Origin of the sequence: Pseudoxanthomonas mexicana (genome assembly GCF_001556105.1) — a bacterium.
GTDB classification, from domain to species: Bacteria; Pseudomonadota; Gammaproteobacteria; order Xanthomonadales; family Xanthomonadaceae; genus Pseudoxanthomonas_A; species Pseudoxanthomonas_A mexicana_A.
The window spans coordinates 16,126-36,674 of the sequence record NZ_LSIF01000028.1; the positions used below are offsets into that span (position 1 = coordinate 16,126).

The window sequence follows — 20,549 nt, forward strand, 5'->3', positions numbered from 1 at the left end:
CGCTGCCGCGCATGCACGCTGCCACGGGGGAGCCGGAGTCGATGATGAAGGGATGGTTGAAAGCGGGCTGGCTGTCGGTCCTGCTGCTGGTGTCGTCGTTGCCGGTGTCGGCCGCGCCCGTGGTCGTGCCTGCCACGCAACAATTCGACCTGACCTCGACGGCCGGTGGCCGCACGTACCGGATCTTCGTGGGCATTCCCGCGAAGCCGGCACCGGCGGACGGCTACCGCGTGCTGTACGTGATGGATGCGAACGCGATGTTCCTGACCGCGCTGGAGTCGGTGCGCGCGCTGGAGCGGCGTCCCGACGTACCGAAGGACCTCGCCACGGTCGTCGTCGGCATCGGCTATCCCGAGGGTGTCGATACCAGCGTCGAGCGCACGCTCGACCTCACCCCGCCCGGCAGCGGCAGCCCGCGCATCCAGGCGCCGAGTGGCGGTGGCGATGCGTTCCTGGCCTTCATCGAGCGCGATGTGAAGCCGAAGGTCGCGTCACTCGCCAAGGTCGATCCTGCGCGACAGGGCATCTTCGGGCATTCGTTCGGCGGGTTGTTCGTGCTGCATGCACTGGATCGCCGGCCGGACCTCTTCCAGTCATACATGGCAGCGAGCCCATCGGTATGGTTCGATCCAGCCATCCGCGATCGCCTCGCATCACCTGTGGTGATGGCGGCCAAGCCGCGCCTGCTGGTCACGGCGGGCGAGTTCGAACAGACGCCGTCGCCGTCCATGCGCGTGCAGCCCAATGCCGAACGCATGATGGGCGTGCTGCGCGAACGCAAGCAGGTGGACAGCGCGCGCGGCATCGCGGACCTGATCGGCCGCCGTGAGGGCGTGGAGACGCGCTTCATGGAAATCATGGGCGAAGACCACGGCAGCGTGATTCCGTCGGCGATCAGTCGTGCGGTGTATTTCATGCTGGCGCCGCCGCTGCCGGTTCCCGCCGTGCCCACGGCGCAGGACTACCTCAAGATGTCGCCGGAGCAGCGCTACGACCTGCGCTTGCGGGTACGCGACCTCCCCGACGTGTCGCGTATCCCCTGGCTCAACGGGTTGAAGAAGACCCTGCATGCCGGCCTGACGAAAGCGCAGGCCGAGGCGCTGCATGCGGAACGCAACCGGATGGATGCCGACAACGGCACCCGACCGCACGAGGTCAACGCGGACAAGTAAGCCGGACCGGTCACCGTCGGCCGCGGCAGGTCGACGCCGTTCGACATCAGGCGCTCGTATCCCGAACGCCGTGCAGTGACCTCGACGCGCCGGTCACCTGCAGGTCCTCCCCCGGGTAGTCGCCTTCATGTTCGGCTGGCGTCGGCCGACGCGTACTGCCCGTGTCGACTGCCGATGCCCGTGGCAGGCGCGAAACAGGCGCCATATGTTGCGTCGCGGCAATCATGACGATGCAAAAACTATCGTTTGAAGATGGTCGGCGATGCTGTGCTGGTGCGGAGGTTGCCGCAGACTTCCGGCCATGATGAGCGCCGTCCATGCGTAGCAAACTGTTCGTGCCCGGAAACCGCCCGGCGTTGTTCGCCAAGGCGTTGGCGAGCGCGGCCGACCTGGTCTCCTTCGATCTCGAGGATGCCGTCGCCGATGCCGACAAGGATGAGGCGCGCACCCAGGTATCGACTCTGTTGCGGTCGGGAACGCACCGCACGGCAGGCAAGCAGGTCATCGTGCGCGTGAACGGCTGGGACACGTCGGCGTGGGAAGCGGACCTGCGCACGGTGCTGCCGCTGGACATCGATCTGGTCAACCTGCCGAAAGTGGAATCGCCGGTGCAGTTGCTGCAGGCCATCGCGGAGATCGAGGCGATCGAGGCCCGGCTGCCTGCACGCGCACCGGTAGGGCTGCTGGTCAATATCGAGACGCCCCGCGCCCTGCGGCATGCGGACGCGATCGCGCGGGCCCACCCGCGCGTGCGCGGCCTGCAGCTCGGGCTGGGCGATCTGTTCGAGCCGCACGGCATCCGTCGCTCCGACCTGCGCAACGTGCACGCGGCGCAGTACGCGTTGCGCATGGCAGCGGCAGAAGCAGGCGTGTTCGCCTATGACGCCGCATTCCCCGGGCTCGACGATGAAGCGGGCTTCCTCGCCGAGGCCGAATCCGCACGTGCGCTTGGCTACGCAGGCAAGAGTTGCGTGCATCCCCGCCAGGTCGCGTGGGCGAACACCGTGTTCGCACCATCGCACGAAGAAATCGAAGCGGCGCGCCGCACCGTCGACGCCGCCGCCCGGACGGGTGAAGGCGCGTTTGCGGTGGATGGCCGCATGGTCGACGCGCCCTTCCTGGCACGGGCGCGCAGCGTACTGGCCATCGCACACCGCAAAGAGGGAACAGCATGACGCAGCAGGCAACGCCATCCGCGGTGGCCCATTTCCAGCGCGTGGCCCGCTGCATGTTCGCCGCCCTCCTGCTATGCGGACTGTCGTGGTCGTCGCTGGCGCATGCCGACAGTCTTCCGACCGTCCGCCAGGATGCGCTGCCCGCGGTATCGGGCGGCCAGGTGGACAGCTTGCATACCGTGGGTACCTCGCTGCTCGCATTCGATGCGGGTAGCGCGTGGCAGTTGCCCGCGGGCGCGGCGTCGTGGAACGCCGTGGCGTTGCCGGCGAATATCGGTACCGATGCGGTCTGGATCACCGCCAGGAATGCGCTCTACCTGCTGCAGCCCGCGCAGGATGTAGCGGCGGCCGTGGGTGTCTCGGTGGCGACCCTGCAACAAGATCGACTCGTGCTGCGTGCCCTGCCGGCCTGGCCAGTGCCGTTGCGCGACGTCAGGCTGGCCGAGGGCGATGGTGCCCTGCATGCCACGGGTGTGGATGCGGCCGGTGCACCGCATCTCTTCAGGCTGGCGCTTGACGCGTCGACCGCGGCGTGGACCGTGGTGCCGGCATGGCCCGAGGGTGGGGCGGCTTCGACACTGCTGGCCCAGCGTGGCGACCTGTTCGCCACCGTGCCGACGTCCGACGACAAGACGACCGCGTTGTGGCGCTGGCATCGCGAAACCGGATGGTCGCGCATGCCCGCGGTGCCCGGCACCCTGGTGGCGGATGGCGCACGCGCGCTGGGGCAGGCGCACCTGTTGTATCTCGTGTCGGGTGGCGAGGCGGCCGCCAACGCCGCACCGCGCATGCTGACCTTCCACACCATCACCAAGGCGTGGGCGACACTGCCGGCCGATCTGCCCACCGACATCGCAGGCGTCACTGCCTGGAGCGACGGACTGGCGTGGCGCAGCGCCACGGGCGCGCTGCACAGCGTGCAACTGCAATCCGGCAAGCATCTGCTGGCCTGGCTCGACTGGCTGGTGATCGTGGTCTATCTGGCGGCGATGATCGGGATCGGCCTGTACTTCTATTTGCGCGAGAAGCGCAATTCGACCGAGAACTTCTTCGTCGGCAGCCGCACCATCCCGTTCTGGGCGGCCGGTCTCAGCCTGTACGCGGTCAACACCAGCTCGATCAGCTTCATCGCGATCCCGGCGAAGGCGTTCGAGACCAACTGGCAGTACCTCACCAACAACCTCATCGCCGTGCTGGGCCTGATGTTCGTCGCGGTGTGGATCGTGCCGCTGCTGCGCCGCCTCGACCTGATGTCCACGTTCTCCTACCTGGAGACGCGCTTCCATCCGTCCATCCGCATGCTCGCCAGCGCCTTGGCCATCTTCATGCAGATCGGCAGCCGCATGAGCGTGATCCTGTTCCTGCCGGCGTTGGCCATTTCCACCATCACCGGCATCGACGTGATCTGGAGCGTGCTGTTGATGGGCGGCTTCACCATCATCTACACGGCGATGGGCGGCATGAAGGCGGTCATCTGGACCGACGTGGTGCAGGTGATCGTGAAGATGGGCGGCGCGATCTTCGCCATCCTCTTCATTGTCTGGACATTGAAGGGCGGCTTCGGCGAATTCACCCAGATCGCGATGGCCGAAGAGAAGACCAAACTGTTCGATTTCAGCTTCGACCTGACCAAGGCGACGGTCTGGGGCTTCATCTTCCTGGTGCTGTTCGAGGTCGTGTTGACGTTCCCGAAAGACCAGGTGCTGATGCAGCGCGTGCTGTCCACCAAGTCGGACAAGGAAGCGGGCCGTTCCATCTGGGCCTTCGCCGCCATCATGATTCCCGGTGGCTTCGTCTTCTACGGCATCGGCACGGCGCTGTTCGTCTATTACAAGAACAATCCCGAGCGGATGAATCCGCTGTTGCCGGTCGACGCGACCTTCCCGTTGTTCATCGCGGCGGAGCTGCCGATGGGCGTGACCGGCCTGATCATCGCCGGCATCTTCGCGGCGGCGATGGCGACGCTGTCGGGCATCATGAATTCGGTGGCGACACTGATCACGGTCGATTTCTACGAGCGCTTCGCCAAGGACAAATCGCAGAAGAAGGGCGTGTTCTTCGCCGAGGTCATGACGGTGGTGGTGGGCCTGGTCGGCATCGGCGCCGCGCTGGTGCTGTCGCGCTTCGACATCGGATCGCTGTTCGACGTGTCGATCGAACTGGCCGGCCTGCTGGGCGGCGGCTTCGCCGGTGCCTACACGCTGGGCATGTTCACCAGGCGCGCCAACTCGCAGGGGGTGGCGATCGGCATCGTCTCGGCGATCGTGCTGACCTTCATCGCCTGGTGGTACGACCTGGTGCACCCGTACTTCTACCTCGCGATCTCGATCTTGGTCTGCGTGGTCGTGGGCTACGTCGCCAGCCTGTTCTTCCCGGCGCCGACACGCTCGCTGCAGGGCCTGACCATTTACCGGGAAGGCAACCAGGACCCGGCCGGCTGAGCGCATGGGCCGAATGTCCCATCGTACGTATCGCACGCCTCGTGTAGCCTGACGGCAGCAGGGGGAGGCGCGTGGACACCCAATTCCTGAATACGTTCGTGGTGGTGGCCGACCGCGGCTCGATGGCGGCCGCGGCGCGCGTGCTCAACATCACGCCGGCCGCAGTCGCACAGCAGATCCGCACGCTGGAACGCGAACTGGGCGCGCCACTCATCGCGCGTGCCGGCCGCACCGTCAGCCTGACCGAAGAGGGATCGCGCATCCTGCAGCGGGCGCGCGACCTGCTCCGCGATGTTTCCGACATGCGCAGCGTCGCCAATGACAGCGAAGTGTCCGGCGAGCTGCGCCTCGGCGCATGCCCGACCGCGCTGGCCGGCATGTTGCCGGACATCCTCGCGCGGATGGTCGACGCGTTCCCGCAGATCAACGTCTACATCCGTCCCGGCTACTCGGCCGAGCTGTACCGTGCGGTCGAGACGGGCGAACTGGACGCGGCATTGGTGCTGCAGGCGCCTTACAACCTGCCCAAGACCTGCGACTGGCAGCTGCTGCGCGAGGAGCCGCTGGTGATGATCGCGCCGGCGCGCATGGCGGGGCGTGATCCGCATGAGCTGCTGCGCGAAGAACCCCTGATCCGCTACGACCGCACGCAGTGGGGCGGCCGCGTGGCGGATGACTACCTGCGCCGGGCCGGCATCGTGCCGCGCGAGCGCTTCGAACTGAACGGCCTGAACGCCATCGCCGTGATGGTGGATCGCGGCCTCGGCGTCTCGCTGGTGCCGGACTGGGCGCGGCCCTGGCCCGAAGGCCTGGACCTGGTGCGCTTGCCATTGCCGATGCCCAGCGAGCCGCGCCGGATCGGCATGGTGTGGTCGCGCGCGACCGTGCGCATCCGCCTGGTCACCGTGCTGCTGCAGGAGAGTCGCGCCGCCACCGGGCAGGCCTGATCGCCGCCTGCGGTTCGCGATGTTGCAGTGCACGCTACAAAAACTAGCCTGTGAACATATCCGCGGGCGATTTTTCCGTGACGGTCGTTTACCTAGGCTGTGGCCATCGTCGGGTTCGAGCGTCTGGGAGGAACGCTGGGCACGCCGGCCGTCTCCGCGGCCTTCTCGCATACACAACCTTGTCGCGGACCGGTTGCCAGCAGTGCGGCCGTGCCGTCCACCGCAGCATTCCGAGAATCGATCATGAAACAGGTACCCGCCGCGTTCGGCGTTTTCCTGCTGGCCGCCGCCGTCAGCGCCAGCGTCAAGGCCCAACAGAACACCCCGCCGCCGCAGGACGCGGTCGCGGAGCAGGAGCGCGCGAAGGATGCCGTCGACCTGGACCAGGTGATCGTCACCGGTGTGCGCACGCCGAAAGCCATCGACAAGATCCCCGGCGCCATCACGCTGGTGTCCAAGGAAGAGATCAGGCACACGCTGGCGGTCACCGAAGACGCTACGGCCGTGCTCGCCCGTACCGTGCCGGGTTATGCGGAATCCTCGCAGGCCATGAGCAACACTGGCGAAACGCTGCGCGGTCGTATCGCGCTGCGTCTGTTCGACGGCGTCCCGCAGGGTTCGCCCCTGCGCGAAGGCGGACGCAACGCCACGTTCACCGACATGGGGATCGTCGATCGCGTCGAGGTCATCAACGGACCGTCCGCGTCGGAAGGCATCGGTGCCGCGGGCGGCATCATCAACTACTTCTCCACCGTGCCGCAGAAGGAAGGCAACGAGTTCCGCCTGCTGACCCGCTATTCGACCCAGTTCGGCAACGACAGTGCGGGCTGGAAGGTCGGCCTGAACTATCTGCACAAGCAGGACGACTACGACCTCGTGGTCGGCGTCTCGGCGATCGATCGCGGCATCTCCTACGATGCCGATGGCCGTCGGGTCGGCATGAACACCAGCGGTTCGGTGTCCGATTCCATGACCAACAACCTGTTCCTGAAAGGCGGCATCAACTTCGGCGAGGACGGCGTGCAGCGCGTCCAGCTCAGCTACAGCCGCTTCAAGATCGAAGGCAATGGCGACTACATCCAGGTCGAAGGATGCCGGCCCGGCACCTGCGCCAATCCCGTCACCAACACCTCGGAGCGTGGCCATATCTTCGGCAGCAAGGCCGAGTTCAACGACTTCGAACAGTTGAACGGCCTGTACACCCATGGCGACTTCTTCGGCGGCAACCTGGTGCTCAATGCCTACTGGGCGGAACAGGCCATGCGCTACTTGCCGGAGAACGGCGATGATCGCCAGCTGGTGTGGCCGCTGCCGTCCGGTGCTCCGCGCATCTACGACCAGTCCGAGATCTACAGCAAGAAGTGGGGCTTCCGCCCGTCGTGGACGCGGACCTCGCTGTTCGGTGTCGATGGCCTCGAACTGCGTACCGGTGTCGACTATGTCTACGATCAGACCGAGCAGCGACTCGCGCTGACCAACAGGCTTTGGGTGCCGCCGATGGAGTACACCAGCACCGCGCCGTACGTGCAGCTCAGCTACGACCTGGGTCCCGTCACCGTGAGCGGCGGCTTCCGTCGCGAAGACGGCGAACTGAAGGTGAACAGCTATACCACCACGGCATACCGCAACAGCGTCTTCGTGCAGGGCGGTGGCGTGAATTACACCGAGAACCTGATGAACATCGGCGCGGTCTGGCGTGTCGGCGGCGGCTGGTCGGTGTTCGGCTCCTACGGCGAAGGCTTCAGTCTGCCCAACATCGGCATCCCGCTGCGCAACATCAATGTGGCAGGGCAGTCGGTGGACCGCATCCGCGACCTGCAGGCCATCGTGGTCGACAACCGCGAGTTCGGTTTCAACTGGCGCGGCGACCGCGGCTCCTTCGGCGGTTCGTACTACAACTCGCGCTCACCGTTCGGCACCTCGCTGGCGGTGGATCCGGCCACCAACGATTTCGTGCTCAATCGTGCACCCACCGACATCAAGGGTGTCGAGCTGAGCGGCGAGTGGCGGTTCAACGACCAGTGGAAGGTGACGGGGCTCTACTCGCGCATCCGCGGCAAGACGGCGTTCTGGAACGCCGACCTGCAAGGTCGCTATCCGGCTGGCGGACTGAACAAGCCGATCGGTGTGTCGGACATCAACCCCGACAAGATCGGTGGCTCCGTCAACTGGCGTTTCAGCGAACAGGGCGATGTCACCCTCAATGCGACGAAGCTGCTGAACCGCGACCTGACCGGCTCCGACACGCGTGCGTTCGACAGTGCGACATATTCGTTCCAGGAGCACACCAAGGGCTACACGCTGTTCGACCTGAGTGCCAACTACCGCTTCGAGGATGTCGGCCGCGTCACGCTGGGCATCGAGAACCTGACCAACAAGCAGTATGTCCTCAGCTGGTCGCAGGTGGACTTCTACAAGAACTACTTCGCCGGCCGCGGCCGCATGTATTCCGTGACCTACGAGTACACGTTCTGATCCATGATCCGCGGATGACGGCGTCCCTCCACACCGTGTCCCGCCATGCCGCCTCCTTCGGGAGGCGGCATGGCCTGTGGATGGCCGGCAGGCTGGTGCTTGCAGCGAGCGTCACGTTGGTCGCGTCATCGGTCGCGGCATCTCCTGTCCACGTCTCGACGCCACGCCAGACGATGCCAGCAAGCTTGGACGCGTTCCTCGATGGCGTCGTCGGCGACGACGCTTACCTGGGGGCCGTCGCCGTGGTGTCGTCGAAGGGCCGCATCGTCTATCGCAAGGCTGCCGGTCATGCCGACCTGCAGGGAGCGCCACTTCGCGAAGACGCGATCTTCCGGATCTATTCCATGACCAAATCCGTCACCTCGGTGGCGGCGCTCATGCTGGTCGAGGAAGGAAGACTCCGTCTCGACGATCCCGTCGCCCGCTACCTGCCGGCGTTCGCTGCGCTGGACCGCGTAACCGGCGATGCAGATGAGGGGCGGCGCGTGCCGGTGCAGCGCGCGCTGACCGTGCGCCATCTGCTGACCCATACGGCCGGTTTCGCGACCGGGGGCGACGATATCCGCGCCGCGTCGGCGCTGCTGCAAGCGCAGGCGCCGGAAGAGGCCGCCGACCTGGCGGGCTATGCCGACCGCGTCGCACGCGCACCGCTGGCGCAGGAACCCGGAACCCGGTTCCGCTACGACGGCGTCAACACCGAAGTGCTGGCGCGCGTCATCGAAGTCGCCAGCGGACAATCGTTGGGCGACTTCCTCCGGAGTCGCATCTTCATCCCGCTGCGCATGCCCGATACCGGATTCGAGGTTCCCGCCGCACAGCGCGGGCGCGTGATGGCGCTGACCCGGCGCGACGGGCACGGTCGCCGCGTGCTGGCGGACACACCGTCAGCGCGAACACCGGGCGTTCGCCTGCGGGCGTACGACAGCGGCGCGGGCGGACTGTATGCCACGGCGGCCGATTACCTGCGCTTTGCGCAAATGCTGGCGAACGGCGGGGCGCTGGATGGGGTCCGCCTGCTCAGGACGGCATCGGTCGACCAGATGATGCGTGACCAGCTCGCGCAGTTCGATCCTGTCGTCGCTTACCCGGAATCGGGCGAAGGCTTCGGCCTGGGGGGCTACGTGGTCACTGATCCGGCGACGAGCACGCGACCCGGATCAAAGGGCCAGTTTGGCTGGTCGGGCGCCGCGGGCACGTACTTCACCATCGATAGCCCGCGTGGCCTGGTGATCCTGCTGCTCTCGCAACACCTGCCGACCGACGAGGCTCCGCCGTTGCCCAAGCTCGCCACGCCGTTCTATCGCGCCGTCTACGCGGCGGTGTCGCCATGAGCCGCAGCGTGGGTGCCGTGCTGGTCGCCGGCTCGGCCAATCTGGATTTCGTGGTGCGTGCGTCGCATGTGCCGGCGCCCGGTGAAACGGTGCTCGGCCGCGAGTTCGCCACGTTCCCCGGTGGCAAGGGCGCCAACCAGGCCGTGGCCAGCGCGCGTGCAGGGGCCGTGTCCACGCGCATGCTGGTGGCGCTCGGCGACGATCCGCAGGCGAGGGTGCTCGAAGAAGCGCTCGTCGATGCCGGCGTCGCCGCGCAGGTTGTGCGCGTGCCGGATCTCGCCAGTGGTACCGCCTTCATCTGCCTGTCGGATGACGCAGAGAACGCCATCACCGTGGCGCCCGGCGCCAACACCGGCCTGCGCCCGCACCACCTGCCGTCATTGCGCGGCGTGAGCCATCTGCTGCTGCAGCTCGAAACGCCGCTGGACACGGTGGCCTCGTTCGCCCGCCTGGCGCGTGATGCGGGCGTGCGCGTGGTCCTCAACGCCGCGCCGGCGACGACGTTGCCGGAAGGCATGCTGGACAGTGTCGATGTGCTGGTGGTCAACGAAGGCGAACTGACCGCACTTACCGGGCGCGGTACCGTCGCCGCGCAGATCGCACGCCTCGCCGTGCCCTGCGTGGTGGTGACCCTGGGCGAGCGCGGGTGCGTCGCACGCCGCGGCGCCGAACTGTTCCTGCAGCCCGCATTCCCGGTCGACGCCGTCGACACCACTGCCGCCGGTGACACCTTCTGCGGCGCGCTCACCGCCCGATTGTCGGAGCATGCGGCTCTCGCGGACGCGCTACGCTTCGCCAGTGCCGCTTCCGCGCTGGCGTGCACGCGGCTCGGTGCGCAGGCCAGCATTCCGGCACGCACCGACGTCGATGCCTGGCTGGCCATGCAGGTCGACGATCCGGCGCGGCAGGCCGCTTTGGCGGTCTACTGCGGCATTCCCTGATCACGATCCAAGACGAAACGCATGACGACCCCCACTCCCCCCTTCCCATCCGACGCGCGTCCGCAAGACGATGCGCCGCACACGGTGAAGACCGAATACAAGTTCTCCCACGTCACCACGCAGCGTTACCTGCCCACGCCGGGCAAGGCGCCGGGCTGGCCGTTCGCCGACATCGGCCAATGGAAGATCGATGCCAACGCGTCGGCCGACGACTGGGTGACCGAGCTGAAGGACTGGCGCCGCGAGCACCTCACCCGCATCGGCTACGACGACGCCAACTACCGTCGTCCGGAACTGCAGTGGGCGCAGCGCAACTTCGTGCACGCGCAGGTGATGGTGGAGGATCGCTACCTCTACGATCCGGTCGCCGGCCGCTACACCGTCGACCGCTACCTCGACGATCTGGAGAGCCGCTACGGCGGCCTCGACAGCGTGCTGCTGTGGTGCGTCTATCCCAACATCGGCGTGGACGACCGCAACCAGTTCGATTTCGCGCGCAGCCTGCCGGGCGGGCTGGAAGCGCTGCGTGGCGCGGTGGACGATTTCCATCGCCGTGGCGTGCGCGTGTTCCTCACCACCATGCCGTGGGACAACGGCACCCGCGACGAGGGCGAACCCGACTGGCAGGCCATCGCGAAGATCGTCGTGGCGGTCGGTGCCGACGGCATCAACGGCGACACCTACAACGGCGTGCCGCGCGCGTTCTTCGATGCCTGCGATGCGCTCGGGCATCCGGTGGTCGTGCAGCCGGAGTCCACGATCAGCGCCGAAGAGCACCTGATCTGGAACGTGCAGAGCTGGGGCAAGAAGGCGCCCAACGAGGTCGTGCCGCCGGTGGCGAAGTTCAAGTGGCTGGAACCGCGCCACATGATCAACTACGAGAACCGCTGGGGCCGCGACCGCAACCACGACCTGCAGTACATCTTCTTCAACGGCGTGGGCTACAACGCGTGGGAGAACGTGTGGGGCCTGTGGAACCAGCTGACCCCGCGCGACGCCGCCTCGCTGCGCCGCATCGCCGCGATCTACCGCCGCTTCCCGTCGCTGCCGGTCAGTCTGGACTGGCGCCCGTACGAGCGCACGCTGCAGGCGGGCATCTTCGCCAGCCGCTTCCCGGCCGACGACCGCACGCTGTGGACGCTGGTCAACCGCCACGAGTACCCGATCGAAGGCGAGCAGCTCGCCGTGCCGCATGTCGACGGCACGCGCTACGTGGACCTGTGGAACGGCACGACGCTGCGGCCGCGCATCATCGACGGCCAGGCGATCCTGGAGGCCACGCTGGAAGGCCGCGGCTTTGGTGCGTTGCTGGCGCTGCGCGACGGCGCGCACGAAGCCGGGCTGGAGGACTTCCTGGCGCTGATGGCGAAGGAAGCGGCGACACCGCTGGCCTCGTTGTCTTCCACATGGACCGCGCTGCCGCAGGCGCTGCAACCGATCGCACCGACCGCGCCGCAGGCCGCCGCGCCGGCTGGCATGGTGACGATCCCTGCGGGCGAATTCCTGTTCGCGGTGCAGGGCATCGAGATCGAAGGGCAGGTGTGGGAAGGCGTCGATGTGCAGTTCCCGTGGGAACCCACCGCGCGTCGCCATCACCGTCGCCGCATGCAGGTCGCGTCGTTCCATATCGATCGCCATCTGGTGACGAACGCGCAGTTCAAGGATTTCATCGACGCCACCGGTTACGCCCCGCAGGATGCGCAGCACTTCCTGCGCGACTGGCGCGATGGCGCGCCGCAAGCGGGTTGGGAAAACCGCCCCGTGACCTGGGTGTCGATCGAGGACGCGCGCGCCTATGCCGCATGGGCGGGCAAGCGCCTGCCGCATGGCTGGGAATGGCAGTACGCCGCGCAGGGCACGGACGGACGCCTGTACCCGTGGGGTGATGCGTGGCGCGACGACGCGGCACCGCCGGTATTCCGCGGCCGCGTGCTGCCGCCGCCGGCCGAGGTCGGCGCTTATCCCGCCGGTGCCAGCCCGTTTGGCGTGATGGACCTGGTCGGCCATGTCTGGCAGTGGACGGACGAGTTCCACGATGAGCACACGCGTGGCGCCATCGTGCGCGGCGGCAGCGACTACGAGCCGCGCACCTCGCACTGGTATTTCCCGCAGGCCAAGCGGCTGGATCAGCATGGCAAGCTGTTGCTGATGGCGCCGGGCAAGGACCGGTCCGGCCGCATCGGCTTCCGATGCGTGGTGGACGTGGCGTGATGAAGGTCACCCTGGGAGGCCTGCTGGGCGAGGCGCTCGACGCCAACCGGCGCGGTCGCCTCTCGCACTTCATCACCGGTGCCGACAGTCCGGCCATCGCGCTGTTCTCGCCCGCGCACCGTGCGCAGAACATGGAAGGCGACTGGTACGGCGAACATGCAGGCAAGTGGCTGTGCGCGGCCGCGCGTGCGTATGCACGCAGCGGCGACGAAACGCTCGGCACCCATCTGCGCGAGGTCGCCGACTACCTGCTGTCCGTGCAGGACGGCGACGGCTATCTGGGTACTTATGCGCCCGAGCGCCGCTTCATGCTGCCGCAACCGCCGAAGCCGCCCAGCTGGGATGGCGCACCGGCGCTGCGCACCTGGGACATCTGGGTGCATGCGTACCTGATCCTTGGCCTGGTCGAGACGGCGCGTGCGCTGGACGATCCCCGCTACACGCAGGCGGCCGGCCGCATCGCCGACCTGTGCGCGGGCGCGCTGCAGGACGGTATCGACATCACCACGCTCGGCAACCACCACGGCATGTCCGCGACCGTCCTGATGGATGCCGCACTGGAGCTGCATGAGGAAACGAGCGAACCCCGCTTCCTCGCGCTGGCGCAGCAGGTGTTCGCGCAGGCCAACGCGCATCCGGCGCTGCGTCTGTTGCCGGCGATCGAAGCCGGTGCCGACGCGTCGGAAATCGCCACCGGCAAGGCCTACCAGCTGCTGTGGAACCTGGTTGGCGTGGTCAAGCTGTGCCGCGCCACCGGCGACGCTGCGCTGCGCCGTGCGGTCGAAGCGATGTGGGACAACATCCACCAATACCACCTGTCGCTCGGCGGCGGTCCCTGGGGCGGCGTCGCGCATCGCTCGCGCGAAGTGTTCAACGCGCGCGGCACGTTCAGTCCGCTGGCCTATGTCGAAACCTGCTCGCTGCTGGCGTGGATCCAGTTCAACCGCGAACTGCTGCGGCTGACCGGCGAGGCGCGCTTCGCCGAAGAGATCGAACGCACCGCCTACAACGATCTGCTCGGCGCGCATGCGCCGGACGGCGAGGATTGGTGCTACTACTCGTTCCCGAATGGTCGCCGCGTGCATACCACCTACTGGCGTTGCTGCAAGTCCAGCGGTGCGATGGCGCTCGAGGAACTGCCTGCGCTGGCCTACGCGCTTGAGGGCGATGCCGCGCGCGTGCAGCTGTACGGTCCCGGCGAGGCGCGCCTGGCGCATCCGGCAGCCGGTACGCTGGTGCTGCGCCAGCACACGGGCTATCCGTTCGACGGCGACATCACCCTGGACGTGCAGCCGGAACACGACGCGGCGTTCGACCTGCGCCTGCGCATTCCATCCTGGGTCAAGGGCGCCACCCTCGCGATCAATGGCGAAGCGGTGGACGTGCCCGTGCTGCCCGGTAGCTTCGTGTCGGTGCATCGTCACTGGCGCAGCGGCGACCAGGTGCAGCTGTGGTTTCCGCTGCGTCCCGTGCTGCACCGGCAGGTGCTTCGCAATGTGCAGGAATCGCGTGCGCCCGACGGCTCCGCCGTACACCAGCAGGTACTGGACCTGCACTACGTGGGCGTGACGCGTGGACCGCTGGTCTATGCGACCGAATTGATCGACGGGTTCAAGACCGAAGAAACGATCCGCCTGCCCGACGGACCACAGGACGACTGGCTGCAGGTACTGCCCGTCAGCGATGACGACGAGGGGCCGGGCATCACGCTGGAACTCGGCTACCGCCCACCCTTGCTGTTCTGGCCGTACTACCGCACCGGCGGGCGCGTCGATGGCGCGTGGCGGCTGACCTGGCTGTCGCTGCCGCCGGCATGACGGTGCGCGCGCTCGCAAGAATTTGTGGCCGCAGAAACTACGGCGGCCGACTGTATCCGCTGCACCGCCTGCACCAGACTGGCCGTCGGCCTGCAGGCAACGGTTGAAGGAGCCTTTCCCCATGGACACCGCCTCTCCCTTCCGCGCGCCGCGGCGCCGCGGCCCGGCCGGGCCGCTCAGCGGCGTCAAGGTGCTCGACCTGAGCGCCTACATCGCCGGTCCGTACGGCTGCACGCTGCTGGCCGACCAGGGTGCGGACGTGGTCAAGGTCGAGCCGCCCGATGGCGACAACCTGCGCCAGTATCCGTCCACGCTGGATCAGGAAAGCCGCGCGTTCCTCGGCGTGAACCGCAGCAAGCAGGGCGTGGTGCTGGACCTGAAGCAGGCCGCCGACCATGCTGCGCTGCTGCGCCTCGTGCGCGAGGCCGACGTGCTGGTGCACAACTTCCGCCCCAGCGTGCCGAAGCGGCTTGGCATCGATTTCGACAGCCTGTCGGTGATCAATCCGCGCCTGATCTACTGCGCGGTGACCGGCTACGGCGAAACCGGTCCGATGAAGGACAAGGCCGGCTACGACCAGGTGCTGCAGACCATGACCGGCATGTGCACGCTGCAGGGCAAGCGCGGCGGTGCGCCGGAAATCATCTACGGTTCGGTGGTGGATTACTACGCCGCGGCGCTGCTGGCCGGTGGCGTGTCGTCGGCGCTGTTCGAACGCGAGCGCAGCGGGCTGGGCCAGTTCGTCGGCGTCTCGCTGCTGCGCAGTGCGCTGACCATGCAGTCGGCGCGCGTGATCTGGGCCGAAGGCGAAGCGCTCGACATCGGTCGCGACATGCGCTCAGGCGGCGTCACCGGCATCCATCCGGCACGCGAAGGCCATCTGTATCTCTCCGCCAACACCGCACGCTTCTGGAAGGCGCTATGCCGGCTGACCGGACTGGACGCGCTGGCCGACGATCCGCGCTATGACACCGTGCGCAAGCGCGCTGCGCACGCAGCCGAGATCGTTCCGCAGCTGCACGACGCGTTGCAGGCGCGCACCGCACGGGAATGGGAAACGCACTTCGGCGACGAAGTTCCATGCGCTGCGGCGAACCGCGTCGAGGACATGTTCGAGCACCCCCAGGTGCTGGCCGAGGACATGGTGGCGGAGATCGCCCATCCCGTCGTCGGCAGCTACCGTGGCGTGACGCGCCCGATCGTGTTCGGCCGCACGCCGGGCCCGGCGCCGTTTGCCGCGCCTACCTTCGACCAGGATGCGGAGCATGTGCTCGCCCGTGATGGCAGGACACGCGCCTCCCGCTGAGGCGGCAGGACGCGCTACCGCGCCGATCACGCCGTGCGTTGCTGCCGGCGCAGGCGGGTCCTGCAACGAGCAGGCGCACGGCCGAGCGGCGTGCAGGCAGCGTGTCTACGCGGCCGCCTGGCTGGCCGTGGCGCCCAGGCCGAAGGTGCGCCGCAGGAACACGGCACCATCCTCGAGCGCCTGGCGCGCGATCGACGACACCGCCACGGCTTCGATGAAGCTGTGCGGCGCACCGCGATAGAGTTTCACGTCCACGCTCACGCCGGCGGCGAGCAGCTTGCCGGCCATCGCCAGGTTCTGTTCGCTCAACACGTCGCATTCGCCCACGCCGATGAAGTAGGGCGGCAAGCCTTCGACGTCGCCCAGCAGGCCGTGGGTGTAAGGCGTGTTGCGGTCGTCGGGCGTGGCGATGTAGTAGTTCCAGAACGCGTCGACTTCCTTCGCCGTCAGCATGTCCTCGTCGGTACCGTAGCGCCGGCGCGAATGCGGCGAGCAATCGGGGGTGAAGCCGGCGTAATAGCTCAGTACCGCGGAGACACGATCGCCTTCGCCGATATCGCGCAGCTGCAGCACGGCACCCGTACTCAGGTTGCCGCCGGCGGAATCGCCGCCGAGCGCCAGCCGGCTCGCGTCCAGTCCGTGCGCGGCGCCGTGCTGCTGCAGCCAGCGCACGACATCGATGACCTGCTCCAGCGCGACCGGATAACGCACCTCGGGTGACAACGCGTAGTCGATGCCGACCACGGCAACGCCGGCGCGTGCCGCGAGTTCGCGCATCACCCGGTCGTGCGTGTCGAGACTGAACATCGCCCAGCCGCCACCGTGCAGGAAGCACAGTGTCGGCTTCGGCGTGCCCGGCGCGGGATCGTAGATCCGCAGGCGGACGGGTCCATGCCGCGTATCGGCGTGGATCTCTTCCGTGCGGCCCATGACCGGACCGCCTTCGCACCACGGCTTGCGCACCTGCTCGACGATCTCGCGCTTCGCCGGCCAGTCCAGCGTGCGGCCGGCGGTGATGCGCCGGCCCTCGGCGATCACGCTGTCGATGAAGTGCGCGATCTCGGGATCGATCGGGTTCGCACGCGGGGTGATCGACGCAATGGCATCGGCACCACGGCCGCCATCGAATCGCTGCATCCAGCTCGCCAGTTCGTGCTGCCGCATGTTCCACAGTCCGCGCAGGATGTCGTCGAAGACGTCGTCGCGTTCGTCCTGTCCCAGCTTGAAGGTCGCACGGACCTCGCGCACGCGGGCGTGGAAACCGACGATGCCCTTGCGCAGGCCGAAGTAACGCTCGCCCATCTCCTCGATTCGCCATGCGCCCGGTCGGCCGGCCTCCATGTCGTCGACCAGGCCCTGCAGCAGGCGCTCGGCATCTTCACCGGTATCGCGCAGCTCGATATCCACTTCGAACACGGCGGTCGTGTAGTTCCAGGTCGGCGCACGCGTGCGGTCGGCGAACCACGACGGCGACACGTAGCCGTGCGGGCCGATCAGCAGCACGGTGGCGCGTGGGTCCTGTTCGAAGGTGCGCCACTGCGGATTGCTGCGCGCGAAGTGGCCGAGCAGGCGCAGCGGACGGCCGTCCGCGCCGCATTCGAGCTGCACCGGCAATGGCGTGGCCGACAGCGCGCCGGACGCGCCCGACACGATCCACGCAAGCGGTTGCGCAGCGACGAGGTCGGCGATGTCGCGGGGGGAGGTGGCCTGGAACAGCGAAGGATTGGACATGGTGTGGGAATCGGAGAAAGGGGGGCGTTGCTCAGCCGGGGGAGTGGGCGACCGAATGCGCGGGCCAGCGGTCGGCCCAGGGGGCCGCCGCTTCGAGTTCGTAGGCGAGGGTCAGCAGGGTGTCTTCCTGTCCGCGGTCGGCGGCGAACATGCTGCCGATCGGCAGGCCGGTGCCGCTGTGCGACAACGGCAACGAGATCGCCGGCGTGCCGGCCATGTTCTGCAGCGGCGTGTAGTCGATCCACGCGAACATGGATTGCGCCAGGGCATCCACGGGTAGCGTGGGGGCGAAGGTGCCCAATGGCGGCGCGGGCGTGTTGGTGACCGGGGACAGCACCACGTCATAGCGGCTGAAGAACGATGCGAGCTGCTGCGGCAGCGTGGCGATCTGTCGATATGCGGCTTCCAGCGCCGTGGTCGGCAGTCGTCGCGCGCGCTCGGCCAGCCCCAGCGTCCACGGTTCGCAGGCGTCCTCGATGCGGCGTCCGCCCAGGGTAGGCAGCGTCGCGTCGACGGCATCCGCGGCGAGGTGCGACCACAGATCCTCGAAGGCCGCCATGAAGGCATGGCCATCGAGCGGCCAGTCGACGAACTCGACCGCGTGGCCAAGGCTGGCGCAGAGCGACGCCGTGCGCACCAGCGCATCACGGACATCGGAATCCGGCGACGTGCCGCGCATGCCACGCTCGATCACGGCGATGCGCAGACGCCGTGGCGACGATGACCGCACCATCGCGTGCGACGGCTGCGGATGCGTGGCGGCGAAGCCCCAGGCGACGTCGCGCACGCTGCGCGCGTGCAGGCTGTCGGCCACCAGCAGGTCTTCGACCAGGTGGCGGCCACGCACGCGCACGGTGGTGTCGCGTCCCGGCTTCAGCCCGACGATGCCGCAGCACGACGACGGCAGGCGGATCGAGCCGCCGCCATCGCTGCCCTGCGAGAGCGGGACCAGGCCTGCCGCGACCGCCGCTGCGGCGCCGCCACTGGAGCCGCCGGGCGAGTGCGCCAGCGACCACGGATTGCGCGTCGTCGGGCCCAGCAGCGGTTCCGTGGAGGCGAGCAGGCCGAATTCCGGCATCGCCGACTTGCCGACGGCGACGAGTCCCTGTGCGATGAGGCGGTCGACGTAGGCGTGGCCGTGCGCCATCGGCGTGTCGCGGCGGCTGCGTGAACCCGCGCGCGTCGGCATGCCGGGATGGTCGAGCGAATCCTTCGCCAGCCACGGTACGCCGGCCATCGCCGCGCGAGTCGCGCCTTTCTCGGCCGCGCGATCCAGCTCGGCGGCCTCGCGACGCGCCTGCTCGAAGGCGTGGTGGCTCAGCGACTGCAGCGCGCCGTCGAGACGTTCGATGCGGCGTATCGCGGCCTCGACGAGATCGGCGGCGCCGAGTTCGCCGGCCTGCACCAGCGCGGCCTGGTCATGCGCGTCGAGACGGCCGATCGCGAAAACATCCTGGTCGGTGAGGGAACGGGCGGACATGCAGAGGCGTCGTCGAGAGTCGGAAGGTCAGTCGGCGCGCTGCAGTGCGCGCTCGCGGCCGTAGAAGCGGTAGAGCAGGGCGCCGATCGCGGCGTAACTCGCCAACAGCACGACCGGCAGCAGGTCGCCGCCGAGTGCCTGCTGCACGATGTCGATCGCCACCGGCAGCGTCATCGCGAAACTCATCACGATCGCGCACACCGGCACCACGCCGAACCAGGTGCCGCGGATCCATACGCCGCCGAGCGGCACGCGGAAGCGTCCCAACCGTTCCGGCTGCGTGCTGCGGATGCGGATCAGGCAGATCGCCACCATCGCGAACATGAAGGAGACGCCGAACGAGATCAGGTCGGCCATCAGCGCGATCGGCAGCAGCGCGGCGTTGATCGCGGCGAGTGCCGCCAGTAGCAGGTTCGCGATCCACAGGCTGTTGCGGGTCGGATGCAGCTTCCGGAACAGGTCCGGCAGCAGGCCATCGCGCGCCATCGCGTAGCAGACCCGCGAGTGGCCGAACGCATTGGCGAGCAGCACCGAGGCCAACCCGGCCAGCGCACCGATCTTGATCACCGTGGCGAACTGCGGCCAGCCGATGCGGTCGACCGCGAGCGCGATCGGGTCGGGCACGTTGAGTTCGCGGAACGGCACCAGTCCTGTCAGCACGATCGCGGCCAGCACGTACAGCGTCGCGCACACGGCGAGCGAGCCGAGGATGCCGATCGGCACGTCGCGTTGCGGGTTGCGTGTTTCCGCGGCCGCGGTGGAGACGGTCTCGAAGCCGAGGAAGGCGAAGAACAGCAGCGCGGCGGCGCGCGCCACGCCTTCCCAGCCGTACGTGAAGCCGCCTTCGTTGGCGGGCAGGAACGGCGACCAGTTGGCGGGTTCGACCGCGGATGCGCCGATGACGATGAAGCTGAGCAGCACCAGCACCTTCACGATCACCAGCACGCTGTTGGCCAGCGACGAGCGCGAGGTGCCCAGCGCGACGATGCCGCCGGCACCGAGCGCGGCGGCGGCGGCCACCAGGTTGGCGTGGCCGCTGACCGCGAGTGAGGCGCCATCGGCATGGTGCAGCCACTGGATCGCCGGCGTCGAGATCGCCGCCGGCAGCACGATGCCGAAGTCGGACAGCAGGCTGCCGAGGTAGCCCGAGAATCCGACCGCCAGCAGCGAGGCGGCGACGCTGAATTCCAGGAACAGCAGCCATCCCAGCGCCCACGCCGGACCGACGCCCAGCGTGAGCTTGCAATAGCTGTAGGCCGACCCCGACTCGGGCACGCTCGAGGCGAGTTCGGCATAGCACAGGCCGACGAGCAGGCAGGCCAGGCCCGCGATCAGGAACGAGACCGTCACCGCCGGCCCTGCATACAATGAAGCAGCGGCGCCGATCAGCACGTACACGCCGGCGCCCAGGATCTGCGCAACGCCCAGGATCAGCAGGGAACCCCAGCCGAGGCCGGGTTTCAGGCCTGCCGTCGCGGCAAGAGGGGTGTCTGCCATCACGCGTTCTCCGTCGGGATCGTGC

Annotated in this window: 13 protein-coding genes; 10 read left to right on the plus strand and 3 right to left on the minus strand. The window is 68.0% G+C overall.

Features of this window, described 5'->3' with window-relative positions:
- Positions 1–41: 41 nt before the first annotated feature.
- The 10 genes from AX730_RS04850 (at position 42) to AX730_RS04895 (ending at position 15,816) form a co-directional block, all read left to right on the plus strand.
- Entirely contained in the window at positions 42–1,172 is a 1,131-nt protein-coding gene (locus AX730_RS04850; RefSeq protein WP_062352780.1) for an alpha/beta hydrolase, read from the plus strand.
- A 317-nt stretch (positions 1,173–1,489) separates the two neighbouring features.
- Positions 1,490–2,347, plus strand: coding sequence for an HpcH/HpaI aldolase/citrate lyase family protein (locus AX730_RS04855; RefSeq protein WP_062352783.1), 858 nt, complete (start codon positions 1,490–1,492; stop codon positions 2,345–2,347).
- On the plus strand, positions 2,344–4,788 hold the full coding sequence (locus AX730_RS04860; protein WP_062352786.1) for a sodium:solute symporter: 2,445 nt from the start codon (positions 2,344–2,346) through the stop codon (positions 4,786–4,788). The genes AX730_RS04855 and AX730_RS04860 overlap by 4 nt, the downstream gene beginning before the upstream one ends.
- 71 nt (positions 4,789–4,859) lie before the next feature.
- On the plus strand, positions 4,860–5,735 hold the full coding sequence (locus tag AX730_RS04865; RefSeq protein ID WP_062352789.1) for a LysR family transcriptional regulator: 876 nt from the start codon (positions 4,860–4,862) through the stop codon (positions 5,733–5,735).
- A 243-nt stretch (positions 5,736–5,978) separates the two neighbouring features.
- Positions 5,979–8,210 (plus strand): TonB-dependent receptor, encoded by a 2,232-nt coding sequence (locus AX730_RS04870; RefSeq protein ID WP_232310177.1) that lies wholly within the window; start codon positions 5,979–5,981, stop codon positions 8,208–8,210.
- A 185-nt stretch (positions 8,211–8,395) separates the two neighbouring features.
- Positions 8,396–9,541 (plus strand): serine hydrolase domain-containing protein, encoded by a 1,146-nt coding sequence (locus AX730_RS04875; RefSeq protein WP_062352792.1) that lies wholly within the window; start codon positions 8,396–8,398, stop codon positions 9,539–9,541.
- On the plus strand, positions 9,538–10,482 hold the full coding sequence (locus AX730_RS04880) for a ribokinase (protein WP_062352795.1): 945 nt from the start codon (positions 9,538–9,540) through the stop codon (positions 10,480–10,482). Before AX730_RS04875 ends, AX730_RS04880 begins: the two co-directional genes overlap by 4 nt.
- Positions 10,483–10,503: 21 nt before the next feature.
- Positions 10,504–12,693, plus strand: a complete 2,190-nt coding sequence (locus AX730_RS04885; RefSeq protein WP_083537725.1) for an SUMF1/EgtB/PvdO family nonheme iron enzyme — start codon at positions 10,504–10,506, stop codon at positions 12,691–12,693.
- Positions 12,693–14,510, plus strand: coding sequence for a glycoside hydrolase family 127 protein (locus AX730_RS04890; RefSeq protein ID WP_232310178.1), 1,818 nt, complete (start codon positions 12,693–12,695; stop codon positions 14,508–14,510). The genes AX730_RS04885 and AX730_RS04890 overlap by 1 nt, the downstream gene beginning before the upstream one ends.
- Positions 14,511–14,631: 121 nt before the next feature.
- Complete coding sequence (locus tag AX730_RS04895) at positions 14,632–15,816, plus strand: CaiB/BaiF CoA transferase family protein (protein ID WP_062352803.1); 1,185 nt, start codon at positions 14,632–14,634, stop codon at positions 15,814–15,816.
- Between the two features lie 105 nt (positions 15,817–15,921).
- On the opposite strand, the gene AX730_RS04900 is transcribed toward AX730_RS04895, so the two are convergent.
- From AX730_RS04900 to AX730_RS04910, 3 genes are read right to left on the minus strand one after another with little or no spacing between them, the layout of a single operon-like run.
- A complete protein-coding gene (locus AX730_RS04900) occupies positions 15,922–17,547 on the minus strand; it encodes an alpha/beta hydrolase fold domain-containing protein (RefSeq protein WP_062352805.1) in 1,626 nt (541 codons plus the stop codon).
- Positions 17,548–17,578: 31 nt separating this feature from the next.
- Entirely contained in the window at positions 17,579–19,027 is a 1,449-nt protein-coding gene (locus AX730_RS04905; protein WP_062352808.1) for an amidase family protein, read from the minus strand.
- 27 nt (positions 19,028–19,054) lie between these two features.
- Positions 19,055–20,524: an APC family permease gene (locus tag AX730_RS04910; RefSeq protein WP_062352811.1), complete on the minus strand. Its 1,470-nt coding sequence runs from the start codon at positions 20,522–20,524 to the stop codon at positions 19,055–19,057.
- Positions 20,525–20,549 lie beyond the last annotated feature (25 nt).

Coding starts and splice junctions, on each gene's coding strand:
- AX730_RS04860 (WP_062352786.1), top strand. CDS start 2,344: ATGACGCAGCAGGCAACGCCATCCGCGGTGGCCCATTTCCAGCGCGTG.
- AX730_RS04905 (WP_062352808.1), bottom strand. CDS start 19,027: ATGTCCGCCCGTTCCCTCACCGACCAGGATGTTTTCGCGATCGGCCGT.
- AX730_RS04850 (WP_062352780.1), top strand. CDS start 42: ATGATGAAGGGATGGTTGAAAGCGGGCTGGCTGTCGGTCCTGCTGCTG.
- AX730_RS04855 (WP_062352783.1), top strand. CDS start 1,490: ATGCGTAGCAAACTGTTCGTGCCCGGAAACCGCCCGGCGTTGTTCGCC.
- AX730_RS04900 (WP_062352805.1), bottom strand. CDS start 17,547: ATGTCCAATCCTTCGCTGTTCCAGGCCACCTCCCCCCGCGACATCGCC.
- AX730_RS04895 (WP_062352803.1), top strand. CDS start 14,632: ATGGACACCGCCTCTCCCTTCCGCGCGCCGCGGCGCCGCGGCCCGGCC.
- AX730_RS04910 (WP_062352811.1), bottom strand. CDS start 20,524: ATGGCAGACACCCCTCTTGCCGCGACGGCAGGCCTGAAACCCGGCCTC.
- AX730_RS04880 (WP_062352795.1), top strand. CDS start 9,538: ATGAGCCGCAGCGTGGGTGCCGTGCTGGTCGCCGGCTCGGCCAATCTG.
- AX730_RS04870 (WP_232310177.1), top strand. CDS start 5,979: ATGAAACAGGTACCCGCCGCGTTCGGCGTTTTCCTGCTGGCCGCCGCC.
- AX730_RS04890 (WP_232310178.1), top strand. CDS start 12,693: ATGAAGGTCACCCTGGGAGGCCTGCTGGGCGAGGCGCTCGACGCCAAC.
- AX730_RS04885 (WP_083537725.1), top strand. CDS start 10,504: ATGACGACCCCCACTCCCCCCTTCCCATCCGACGCGCGTCCGCAAGAC.